Below are 12,290 nucleotides of genomic sequence, written 5' to 3' on the forward strand. Positions count from 1 at the left end.
TTCTGCCTTATTAAAGGAATGTAGTGTGTCAAACCAATTAAACACCATGGATATTCAAGAGATACTTAAATATCTACCCCATAGATATCCATTTTTGTTAATCGATCGTGTATTAGACTTTACTGTAGGTGAGCAATTACATGCGATTAAAAATGTCACTATTAATGAACCATTTTTTCAGGGACATTTTCCAATACAACCTGTGATGCCAGGTGTACTAATTTTAGAAGCTATGGCACAAGCCACAGGTTTACTTGCATTTAAAACCATGAGTACAGAGCCGTCTCCTGACGTATTGTATTATTTTGCGGGTATTGATAAAGCGCGTTTTAGACGTGTAGTTGTACCGGGCGATCAAATACATTTTCACGTTAAAATGATTAAAGAGCGTCGTGGCATTGGTGTGTTTATTGGTGAAGCCCTGGTTGATGGCGAACTGGTTTGTTCTGCTGAAATCATGTGTGCACGTAGAGAGATTGAAAAGTGATAGATAAATTAGCATTTGTTCACCCAACAGCCAAAATTGGCCATAATGTCACTATTGGTCCTTGGACTTATATCGGTGAAAATGTTGAAATTGGCGACGACACATGGATAAGCTCGCATGTTGTGGTTAAAGGTCCAACGGTTATTGGTAAAGGTAACCGTATTTTTCAATTCTCTTCAGTCGGTGAAGAGTGCCAAGATAAAAAGTATGCCGGTGAGCAAACTCGGTTAATTATTGGTGACAATAATATTATCCGTGAGTCAGTCACGATTCACCGAGGCACTACCCAAGATCATGGTGAAACACGCATAGGTTCAAATAATCTATTTATGGCTTATGTTCACATCGCCCATGACTGTGTTGTAGGTAATAACGTCATTATGGCTAACAATGCATCTATCGCTGGCCATGTGCATGTTGGTGATTGGGTTATTTTAGGTGGCATGACAGGTGTACATCAGTTTGTTCATATTGGTGACCATGCGTTTACTGCCGGTGCTTCGCTGATTTTAAAAGATGTACCTCCATTTGTGATGGCTTCGGGATCTCCTGCTGCACCACGTGGATTAAATTTAGAAGGTTTAAAACGCCGTGGTTTTACTAAAGAAAGCCAGCGTGCAATCTTGAATGCGTATAAAGCGATATTTCGTAAAAGCTTAACCATTGAAGAAGCCAATGCTGAACTGGCTGAGTCTGCTAAAAATGACGCCAATGTAAAAATGTTAGTAGATTTTGTAAACCACTCTGCTCGTGGCATTATTCGATAGACGGAAACGATGACCAACTCTTCTTCAAAAGTATTTGCCATTGTCGCCGGAGAAATCTCCGGCGATATTTTAGGTGCCGGTTTAGTTCATTCACTCAAACAACGCTACCCTGATGCGCGATTTATCGGTATTGGTGGCCCGCGCATGCAAGCCCTAGGATTTGAAAGTTTATTCTCAATGGAAGAGCTTTCAGTGATGGGGTTAGTTGAGGTGCTTTCGTGTTTACCGCGGCTTATGCATATTCGTTCCAGTTTAGTGAAACAGATTACTGAATTAGCTCCAGATTGCTTTATCGGTATTGATGCACCTGACTTTAACATTGGCTTAGAGCTTAAGTTAAAAGCTAAAGGAATAAAAACGGTCCATTATGTTAGCCCGTCGGTCTGGGCTTGGCGTCCAAAGCGTATTTTCAAAATTGCCAAAGCCACTAATATGGTGTTGTCGTTACTGCCATTTGAGAAAGCCTTTTACGACCAGTATCAAGTACCCTGTACCTTTGTCGGTCATACACTTGCTGATGACATACCTATGTACAGCGACAAGCAGGCAGCGCGTCAATTATTAGGATTAGATGCCGATGCTGAATACTTGGCGGTATTACCAGGGTCTCGTGGCGGTGAGTTAAAGCAATTAGCTGAACCTTTTATCAAAGCAGCCCAGTTGGTTAAACAAGCTTATCCGGACATCAAATTTGTCACGCCAGTGGTTAATGATGCTCGTCGGCAACAATTTCTAACTGCGCTTGAGGAGTTTGCGCCCGATTTAGAGGTCACTCTTATCGAAGGTCAATCTCGTGAGGTGATGGCTGCTGCTGATTGTATTTTGTTAGCGTCAGGCACTGCAACTTTAGAGGCAATGCTGGTAAAACGCCCAATGGTGGTGTCTTATCGTGTTAGCCCTATTACTTACGCCATTGCGATTCGTATGATGAAAATTAAGAACTATTCGTTGCCTAATCTGTTAGCAAACGAGACCATAGTGCCTGAGCTCATGCAAGCAAATTGCCAGCCTCAGTTAATTGCAGACGCGGTAATTAACCAACTCAATCAAGATTTTGCACCGCTAAATGCCCGTTTTGAGCAATTACATGGTTTACTTAAATGTAACGCCAGCGAACGAGCTGCAGATGCTGTAGTGGCATTGTTACATGCGTCTTAGGTTTACAGGATAAAACAGATGACATCTCTTGATTCTCTTCCTGTGGTGATTAAAAATATTACCCCAGAACACGTCGCCATGATTTCACAAGGTGTGGTTGCCGGTGTTGATGAAGTCGGCCGTGGTCCATTGATTGGTGATGTGGTCACCGCCGCGGTGATCTTAGATCCGAGTAAACCAATTGTTGGCCTTAATGATTCTAAGAAACTCAGTGAGAAGCGCCGTAACGCTTTATATCAACAGATTATGGATAACGCGTTATGTGTCAGTATTGGTCGTGCCAGTCCACTTGAAATCGATGAGCTTAATATTTTGCATGCCACTATGCTGGCGATGCAACGCGCTGTGGCAGGTTTAGCAATTTTACCTGAGCGAGTATTAGTTGATGGTAATCGTGTGCCTCATTTTGGTATTACCAGCCATGCTATCATCAAAGGTGATGGGCTCGTTGCCGCTATCAGCGCAGCATCTATTATTGCTAAAGTGACTCGTGATGCCGAGATGGATGCCTTAGACAGCCAGTATCCCCAGTATGGCTTTGCTAAGCACAAAGGTTACCCAACCAAAGCACATTTTGAAGCCCTGGCATTATATGGCGTGTTACCTGAACATCGTAAAAGTTTTAAACCTGTTGCTGAGCGTATTTTACTTCAGGATCCATTGTGATAATCACCAAACTAAGTGAGTTTATCATTGGATAAAATCACTTAGTTTGGTAGTCTAAATTCCGCATTTTCGTGTTGTTTCATTCATCTTTTTCGAAGAAAAATAATCTATGTCCGATCCTCGTTTTGTTCATTTGCGCGTCCACAGTGATTATTCAATGTCAGATGGCGTTGCCAAAGTTAAACCTATTATTGCTGCTGCTGAAAGTCAGGGCATGGCAGCCATAGCGTTAACTGATCAAAACAACTTTTGTGGTTTGGTCAAGTTTTACGGTGCCTGTCATGGCGTCGGGATTAAACCTATTATTGGTGCCGATTTTTGGGTACAAACGCCTGGTTTTGAAAAAGAGTTTTGTGCGTTAACCATTATTGCGATGAACAATGACGGTTATCAAAATCTAACCCAATTAATCAGCGAAGCTTATCTTCGTGGGCATATCGATAACCGCGTAGTGATTGATCAAGACTGGCTGATCAAATATAACAGCGGCTTGATCATTCTTTCTGGCGCCAAAGACGGTGATGTGGGCAAAGCCTTATTAAAGGGCAATCAAAATCAAGTTGAGTCACTGATTGCTTTTTATCAACAACACTTTGAAGACCGCTATTACCTCGAACTTATCCGCACCGGCCGGGCACATGAAGAACGCTATTTACACATGGCGGTTGAGCTAGCGTCAATTAAAGGTTTACCCGTAGTGGCCACTAACCAAGTGGTGTTTTTAAAGCAAGACGACTTTGAAGCGCATGAGATCCGTGTTGCGATCCATGATGGCTATACTTTAGTTGACCCACGTCGCCCTAAAACCTACAGCGATCAACAATATCTGCGCACCGAAGACGAAATGCTTGCGCTGTTTAGTGATATTCCGTCGGCGATTCAAAACAGTGTTGAAATTGCTAAACGTTGTAATGTCACCATCCGCTTGCATGAATACTTTTTACCTAATTTCCCCACCGGTGATTTATCGATTGAAGACTTCTTAGTCGCGGCCTCCGAAAAAGGCCTCGAAGAGCGTCTGGCGTTTTTATTCCCCGACCCACAAGTTCGTATCGAAAAGCGTGGCGAGTATGACGAACGCCTTGCGATTGAGCTGAAAGTCATTAACCAGATGGGGTTTCCTGGCTACTTCCTTATCGTGATGGAGTTTATCCAATGGGGTAAAGATAACGGTATTCCGGTTGGCCCAGGTCGTGGTTCAGGTGCCGGTTCATTAGTGGCATACGCACTTAAAATTACCGACTTAGATCCACTCGAATACGACTTACTGTTCGAACGTTTCTTGAACCCTGAACGCGTATCCATGCCCGATTTCGACGTCGACTTTTGCATGGACCGACGTGATGAGGTCATTGATCACGTAGCAGAGCTGTACGGCCGAGAAGCGGTATCGCAAATTATTACCTTTGGCACCATGGCAGCTAAAGCGGTTGTGCGCGACGTTGGCCGTGTTTTAGGTCATCCATACGGCTTTGTTGAACGTCTCACTAAAATGATCCCAGCAGAGCCTGGAATGACGTTAGCTAAAGCGTTTGAAGTTGAGCCATCGCTACCAGAAGCCTATGACAGCGACGAAGATGTTAAAGAGCTCATCGACATGTGTCGGCGCCTAGAAGGTGTGACGCGTAACGCGGGTAAACATGCTGGTGGTGTGGTTATTGCGCCCACTCGGATTACCGATTTCGCGCCACTGTATTGCGATGCAGAAGGTCTAAACCCGGTTACGCAATTTGATAAAAACGATGTTGAAACCGCGGGTTTAGTTAAGTTCGACTTCTTGGGTTTACGTACCTTAACCATCATTGATTGGGCATTGCAGATGATTAATCCGCGCCTAGCCAAAGAAGGTAAAGAGCCGGTACTGATTGAAGCCATTCCACTTGCCGATCCAGCTTGCTTTAGATTACTGCAACGGTATGAGACCACTGCGGTATTCCAGCTCGAATCTCGCGGCATGAAAGATTTGATCAAACGTCTGCAACCAGACTGTTTTGAAGACATGATTGCGCTTGTAGCGTTATTCCGCCCAGGTCCTTTGCAATCAGGCATGGTGGATAACTTTATTGAACGTAAGCATGGGCGTGAAGAAGTCTCATACCCAGATGCCGAATATCAGCATGAATCGTTAAAAGAATTATTGTCACCAACTTACGGCATTATCTTGTATCAAGAGCAGGTGATGCAGATTGCGCAAGTATTGTCGGGTTATACCCTAGGTGGTGCGGATATGCTCCGTCGTGCCATGGGTAAGAAAAAACCCGAAGAAATGGCCAAGCAGCGCGGCACGTTTAAAGAAGGGGCGATTAACAACGGTATCGATGGCGATTTGTCGATGAAGATCTTTGACTTGGTGGAAAAGTTTGCCGGTTACGGGTTTAACAAATCTCACTCAGCCGCTTATGCACTCGTCTCGTACCAAACCCTGTGGTTAAAAACCCATTTTCCGGCGCAGTTTATGGCGGCGGTAATGTCTGCCGACATGGACAACACTGATAAAATTGTCACCTTAGTGGATGAATGTGAGCGCATGGGCTTACCGTTAATTCCGCCCGATGTGAACAAAGGCCAATTTAAATTTACCGTCGATGACGACTTAAATATTGTTTATGGTATCGGCGCGATTAAAGGCGTAGGTGAAGGTCCGGTTGAGTCCATTTTAGAGGCCCGAAAAGACGGCCCATTTATCGACTTATTTGATTTCTGTGCCCGTGTTGATTTGAAAAAACTCAACAAACGAGTGATTGAAAAACTGATCCTTGCGGGTGCACTAGATACCTTAGGCCCGCATCGCGCATCAATGATGGCCACTTTGCCAGAGGCTATTAGTGCTGCCGCGCAACATGCTAAAGCCGAAGCCATTGGCCAGCATGATATGTTTGGTTTACTCAACTCTGAGCCAGAAGACAGTAAGCAAAACTTTGTTCAGTGTACCCCTTGGCCAGACAAAATTTGGCTTGAAGGGGAGCGTGAAACATTAGGTTTGTATCTAACGGGCCACCCGATTAACCAGTATTTAAAAGAGTTGAAGCAATACACTAACGGTCGCTTAAAAGACATTCACCCAACAGAACGTGGTAAAACCGTTAAAGTTGCTGGTCTAGTGGTCGCTACGCGGGTAATGATCACCAAGCGTGGCTCTAAAATGGGCCTAGTCACCTTAGATGACAAAAGTGCCCGTTTAGAAGTCATGCTGTTTACCGAACCGTTTGAAAAGTTTGGCCACATGCTTGAAAAAGATCGTATTTTAATTTGCGAAGGTGATGTCAGTTTTGATGATTTCTCTGGTGGTAACCGGATGAACGCCCGTAATATTATCGAAATTGGTGAAGCTCGTAGTCATTTTGCTAAAGCGGTTGCAATAAATGTTCATGGCAACGATGTTACCCAAGCATGGCTGGAAACCTTTGAACAAACCTTAACCCCTTGGCGAAATGGTGTGGTTCCGGTGACCATTAATTATGCACAAGACCATGCTAGCGGTAAAATTACTTTAGGTGATGAATGGCGAGTTAATCCCAGTGATGAGTTGATGTTAGCACTCGAAAGTATGCTCGGGTCAACCAATGTTAAAATTGTTTTCTAGGTACATACCATGACAGTGAAACACTCGACTTTAGCTCAACTCAGCGGCCAACAATTGCTTAGTTTGCTTGAACAAGCGGTAATGCCACTTTATCAACAGACGAGTTTGCAACATGAGCACACACCTAAGTTAGTGCTGGCTTACAGTGGTGGGGTTGATTCTGAAGTATTAGCTTATGGTTTGAGTGCGTTCGCCCAAAAGTATCCACATATTGCGTGTTTACTTATCCATGTTCATCATGGGCTCAGTCCTAATGCCGACACTTGGGTGCAACACTGTATAACGCGTGCGGGTTATTACCAATTACCCGTGCAAATTGAGCGCGTTAATGTTGACAAAGGTCCAAGGCAAAGCCTTGAGGCACAAGCGCGTGACGCCCGTTATCAAGCGTTTGATCGCTACCTTAATCCGGGTGATATCCTACTCACTGCCCATCACCAGGATGATCAACTTGAAACATTATTGCTAGCATTAAAGCGTGGTCAAGGTCCTAAAGGGCTTGGTGCGATGGGCGCCATACAAGCTTATCATCACGCTTGGTTAGTTAGGCCATTATTAGATGTCAGCCGAGAGCAAATAGAGCAATTTGCACTGCAACAGCGTTTAACTCATATTGAAGATGAAAGTAATCAAGACGACAGTTATGATCGTAACTTTCTGCGTTTAGATATTATTCCCCGCTTAAAACAACGCTGGCCAAGTATCGCAGTAACAGCCGCCAGAAGTGCGGCATTGTGTGCTCAGCAACAAGACGTTATTGATGATGAAGTCAGTCATCGCTTACCTCAATGGCTAATGTTAGCCAGTGATGACAATGCATCAATAACCGAATCAAGCGGATTTAAGCTTAGCGGTTTTGGCCAATTAAGTGCCGCTTGGCAAGCATTACTATTTCGCGGATATTTAAGCCATTGTGGCGTTAGTTTACCTTCGCAAGCGCAATTACAGCAGATACTGTCACAACTGCTGGCTGCTAAAGATGATGCTAATATGGCGATCCAATGGGGTGGCTACCAAGTAAAACGCTATGCAGGTGTGGCCTATGTACTGAGCAATAGTGATCTTAAAACGCCCGATCCACTCTCATTAACCGCTGATTTTATTCGTCTATTAAAGGGTGATGTTACTGAGTTGCAGATAGATATCGGCCAGCATCAATGCCTTTTAAGCCAACAACTATCTGCTGATAAGCCTTTATTAGCGTTAGCGCCAACTAACAGTAAAGTGACGATTCGCTATGGCGCAGCAGGCTCTATTAAGTGCCAACCACAATTTGCTACCTCACAACGGCCAAAACCGCGTGAGTTAAAAAAACTATGGCAAGAGTGCAATATCCCACCTTGGCGTCGGCAACATATTCCGTTAGTTTTCTATGATGAAGTATTAGTTGCTGCTATCGGCCTATGGGTAGACAAACGCTATTTAGCGCAAACAGGGCACCAAGGCATTAGTTTACTTTGATGTTAATGCGTTATCGGGTTGCAAATATTGCCCTTCGCCAACATATTTTTGGCGATTGTTTCAATATCTTCGTCTGATTGGGTATGACCATAATTAAATTCGATAGCAAACCATGAGGCGTCAAATTCGGCTTTATTTTTTAATGCAATAGGCAGTATCGAACACAGCTTGTTGACTACCATATCGCTTTGATTTGATTCAAGCAGCTGTAAGGTACTCGCCGACATTTGAATTTCTGCAGCGGCTACGCTTTGACCTCCATAGGCAAAAAATTTAAGTGCAATCATACCCGCGCCAGTTATGATGATAAATTTCATATATTTCCCTTTATATTTCGGTATTGTCACTATTCACCTCGGGTGTTTTATTAACACAAGCTCATACACGTTAAATCATCAAAATGGCAAACACACCCTCGATGACATTTTATGTCTCACTATAGAACGCTGTGACATATTATGTCAATAGGTGTTGTTGTATTACAAATGCATGCCGATCATTTTTAGTCAGATAGCTATGCATTTAGTTAGAGGTGGCCGTATGCAAAGCGTCTTAATTATCCCTACCATGTGTTTTTTGTGTAAAGCCAGCTAGGGTTATTTATTAAGCTGCGTTAACGACTTTCGCTTTAGCTGCTTGCTGTTACAATGGTTACTCTCAATACTCAACAGGGGACCTTGTCCGTGAATACCTTTCGTTTATTAGCTGTGTTTGGTGTGTTGCTTCTGCCAAGTGTCAATGCTACGCCATTTCAATTTGATCAAAAAACCTATCGTCAAGATGTCCAAACCTTAGCCAGTGATGAATTTGAGGGCCGTGGGCCGTTATCTCATGGCGAAAAGCTAACCGTTGAGTATTTAGAAAACGCATACAAAGCAATGGGACTCGCTCCAGGTTTCGGTGACAGTTATCGTCAAGCTGTGCCGATGGCTAAGATTACCGCGGATCAAACCATGCAACTCACTATTGGCGATTTAGTGTTTAATAATGGCACTGATTTCACTGCACGTACTGAGCAAGTTCTACCTCAAGTGAGTGTAGATAACAGCGATATAGTGTTTGTTGGCTATGGTATTAATGCGCCGGAATATCAGTGGAATGACTATGCCAACATTGATGTTAAAGGCAAAACCGTCATTGTGTTAGTTAATGATCCAGGCTTTGCCGCTCAAGACCCCGCTATCTTTAAAGGCAATGCTATGACCTATTATGGCCGTTGGACCTACAAGTACGAAGAAGCAGCCAGGCAGGGCGCCAAAGCGGTGTTTATTGTCCATGAAACTGCACCTGCAGCCTACGGCTGGAATGTGGTAGAAAACAGCAACACCAATACTAAATACACCTTAGTTGATGATCACAAAAACCAATCACATATTGGTGTCATGGGCTGGGTGCAACATCAAACCGCGCAAAAGGTGTTTCAAGCAGCAGGCCTAGACTTTGATAAAGTGAAACTCAGTGCAGCAAAAGCGGGTTTTAAATCTATACCACTTAAACTCAAAGCCAATTTAGCAGTAAAAAATACCATCGAATTAGCCACATCTTATAACGTAGCAGGACTCATACCAGGCACCAGCCAAGCCGATGAATGGGTAGTCATGCATGCCCACTGGGATCACTTAGGTAAAACCGTGCAAGACGGTAAAACGGTAATTTTAAACGGTGCCGTCGACAATGCCTCTGGGGTTGCAGGCGTATTGCAACTTGCGCGTCATTTTAAACAGCAAAACAAAGCACCTAAACGCTCTATTTTATTTACTGCATTTACCGCAGAAGAAACTGGCCTTATTGGCGCGCAATACTTTGCCGCGAATCCTCCTGTACCGACTAAACAACTGGTATCGTTTTTAAACATAGACGGCATGAACGTGGGTAAAGGGGTTAATTACATCTTGCGTTACGGCCAAGGTGTATCACAACTTGAAACCTATTTAGATGATGCCGCCAAAGCACAAGGCCGCACTGTAAAGGCTGATCCTCGCCCACAAAATGGTTTAATGTTCCGTTCAGACCATTTTGCCTTAGCCCAACAAGGCGTCCCCGGTTTAATGTTCATGAGCCTAGGCGACACCGATCCTGATTATATTGCCCATAAATACCATCAAGGCACAGACGATTACGATGCCAGCTGGAATTTAGGCGGGGTAGAGCAAGACTTAGCCTTGATCAGCGACATTATTGAAAAGCTCGCCAATAACAACGACTGGCCAAAATGGATAGAAGATTCAGACTTCAAAAAGCGTCGAGCACAAGACGGTAAGTAGTGTTAGATAGTTGGATAAAGAGAGGAGGCGAAAGCCTCCTTTTTATTAGATATTGCTTACGGCCACTAAGGTATTTTCAAACTTCGTTTGAAGTAATATCGCAAGGTTCCACCCTACATGGGCTGATACATATGGCCTGCGGCCACCAACGTCGTGGCGCTTCACCCACAGCAGACCAAGAGGAAACCAACGGCTGTTCCCTCTTTACTCTTTATAAATGAATTAGCCCAGCCGCCCCGCAACATTTTCGCTATTTACAAAACAACAGCTGCGAAAAGGTCGCCATGGGGTCAGATTTAACTTTGATCGGCATTTGTAGACAGCTTCGGACTTATTCGAAAATGCTCACGCTATTTTCTTCAACGTCCTCAAGTTCAGCGTGAATCACACTAATTGCAAGCAAGATAAAAATATGAACATCTAACACTATTGGTTATTAAAACATCCCAATTGGATTTATGTTCAGCGTTAAAGACTATATTGTGTTGGTGGAAGATACCGGGCGAATTATTCGAGAAGATAAACACGGTGCAATTAGCTCAACTAGCCAAGATATTCTCAATAGACTAAATATTCCTGCTGACAACTGGCTAAAAATCACCACTGAGTTTGGTTCATTATTCAAAGGTGCAGTAGGGTCTTTACCTGCATTAACGGAATATTTCGAACATTTAGAGCGAAAGCGACGACAAGGTGCATCAAACTGCCAACGCTGGTTGTGTGCTTAAGGCTTAATTTCAAAACTAGAACTAACACTAAAAAAATCACCTGATTGCCAGCTTGATATCAATCAACCCACTAGTGCTGTTGAATTTACCGCATTGCTCACCATTTTCCATCTAGCGCTCAGTTTGTTGATAATTCCCATTCAATTTATACATTTGAATAGTGCAGAAGGTTACCGCAATTAAACTTAAAAGCAGTTATGTTTATTATCATAAAAATGGGTGGCATGATTAATCATTCAGAGCCTGTAATATTTCGACCAAGCTGAGTGAGTGACGATTGATTTCTATCGAGTAGTGACTCAGTGGCAACCATCAGAGAATTAAGGCGTTTTTGATGAATTTGGGGCATTGTTTTTTAAGCAAATCGTGTAGTATATGGATATCTCGCATGGTGTTAGATTTAATAGGTTTTTGGCGAAATTGATTAGATCAGATAGCACCATGCGTGTCTACTATTTTCAAATTTAAAAGAATTATCTGAGGATTCCCTAGATTGGGGCGTTGAAGTTGTAGAATGCCGCTTTAGGAGTGAAATAAGTATGTGTCGTTATAGGGTTACTAAAATATAAGGCTGTTTTTTGAATGGGTAAGAAAAGTAGACATAAAAAGGAGTATAAAGAAGCAAGAGTTAAAAATATTGCTGAGTATGAAGAATGGAGATATATTTTAAAAAAAAAGTGTACTTATTATGCTATTGCATGGTTAGTATTATTTTACCTTTCCCCCTTCATTTTTATAGCGCTATTCGAAGACTCGACTGCTTTTATATTAATGGGATGTACTTGGCTTATAGCTTCGACAGGCTATTTCCTAATATTTAAATATTATGCGAAGTCAGTAAACGAGTTTTATTATAACTTGTTATCAAAGAGTCGGTATGGAAATGGGACAATGGTTTCGGCTGTATATCAGTTATCGAGAGGCGGAATCTTACTAATGATTATACTTGGAGGCGTTAGTGTCTATCATTGGATGACATAGTTACTAATCGTGTGAAAAGTACATTAAGAAATCGCTAATGACAAGTTGATTAGACACCTAACACATATGAGCCTCCCGCGAGTCAATAGGCGAGCCCTTTTGCTACGGGAAGGTATTTGACTGCTTTAGCAGTCAAATTAAAATCAATCAACAAATTCATCTACTTCGTATGTCGGTTAGCTGTCAAATCATCGT

General features: G+C 43.0%; 9 protein-coding genes and 2 pseudogenes. 9 read left to right on the forward strand and 2 right to left on the reverse strand.

Features of this window, described 5'->3' with window-relative positions; translation table 11 throughout:
- Positions 1–25: 25 nt before the first annotated feature.
- From fabZ to tilS, 6 genes are all read left to right on the forward strand, one after another.
- Positions 26–487 carry a 3-hydroxyacyl-ACP dehydratase FabZ gene (fabZ, locus tag ACED29_RS05280; protein ID WP_124016995.1) on the forward strand — a complete coding sequence of 154 codons (462 nt, stop codon included), beginning with the start codon at positions 26–28 and terminating at the stop codon, positions 485–487.
- Positions 484–1,254: an acyl-ACP--UDP-N-acetylglucosamine O-acyltransferase gene (gene lpxA / locus ACED29_RS05285; protein ID WP_124016996.1), complete on the forward strand. Its 771-nt coding sequence runs from the start codon at positions 484–486 to the stop codon at positions 1,252–1,254. The genes fabZ and lpxA overlap by 4 nt, the downstream gene beginning before the upstream one ends.
- A 9-nt stretch (positions 1,255–1,263) precedes the next feature.
- Positions 1,264–2,412 (forward strand): lipid-A-disaccharide synthase, encoded by a 1,149-nt coding sequence (lpxB, locus tag ACED29_RS05290; protein WP_124016997.1) that lies wholly within the window; start codon positions 1,264–1,266, stop codon positions 2,410–2,412.
- A gap of 78 nt (positions 2,413–2,490) precedes the next feature.
- Positions 2,491–3,078: a ribonuclease HII gene (rnhB, locus tag ACED29_RS05295; RefSeq protein WP_371697200.1), complete on the forward strand. Its 588-nt coding sequence runs from the start codon at positions 2,491–2,493 to the stop codon at positions 3,076–3,078.
- Between the two features lie 109 nt (positions 3,079–3,187).
- Positions 3,188–6,661, forward strand: a complete 3,474-nt coding sequence (gene dnaE / locus ACED29_RS05300) for a DNA polymerase III subunit alpha (RefSeq protein WP_124016998.1) — start codon at positions 3,188–3,190, stop codon at positions 6,659–6,661.
- Positions 6,662–6,670: 9 nt separating this feature from the next.
- The gene (gene tilS, locus ACED29_RS05305) at positions 6,671–8,122 is read left to right on the forward strand and encodes a tRNA lysidine(34) synthetase TilS (protein WP_371697191.1); all 1,452 of its coding nucleotides are present in this window, start codon (positions 6,671–6,673) and stop codon (positions 8,120–8,122) included.
- Positions 8,123–8,124: 2 nt separating this feature from the next.
- Here the strand turns inward: tilS and ACED29_RS05310 are convergent, their stop codons facing one another.
- Positions 8,125–8,439: a hypothetical protein gene (locus ACED29_RS05310; protein ID WP_371697192.1), complete on the reverse strand. Its 315-nt coding sequence runs from the start codon at positions 8,437–8,439 to the stop codon at positions 8,125–8,127.
- Positions 8,440–8,769: 330 nt separating this feature from the next.
- Between ACED29_RS05310 and ACED29_RS05315 the strand changes: the two genes are divergently transcribed.
- Positions 8,770–10,386 (forward strand): M28 family metallopeptidase, encoded by a 1,617-nt coding sequence (locus tag ACED29_RS05315; RefSeq protein ID WP_371697193.1) that lies wholly within the window; start codon positions 8,770–8,772, stop codon positions 10,384–10,386.
- 440 nt (positions 10,387–10,826) lie between these two features.
- Positions 10,827–11,114, forward strand: a pseudogene (locus ACED29_RS05320) (transposase); the annotation flags it as partial.
- Between the two features lie 238 nt (positions 11,115–11,352).
- Here ACED29_RS05320 and ACED29_RS05325 read toward each other — a convergent pair.
- Positions 11,353–11,504: pseudogene (locus ACED29_RS05325) on the reverse strand (IS4 family transposase); the annotation flags it as partial.
- Between the two features lie 192 nt (positions 11,505–11,696).
- Between ACED29_RS05325 and ACED29_RS05330 the strand changes: the two are divergent.
- Positions 11,697–12,095, forward strand: a complete 399-nt coding sequence (locus ACED29_RS05330; protein ID WP_371697194.1) for a hypothetical protein — start codon at positions 11,697–11,699, stop codon at positions 12,093–12,095.
- The last annotated feature ends 195 nt before the right edge of the window (positions 12,096–12,290 follow it).

This window comes from Shewanella sp. 5S214, from assembly GCF_041439795.1.
Classification (GTDB): Bacteria; Pseudomonadota; Gammaproteobacteria; order Enterobacterales; family Shewanellaceae; genus Shewanella; species Shewanella vesiculosa.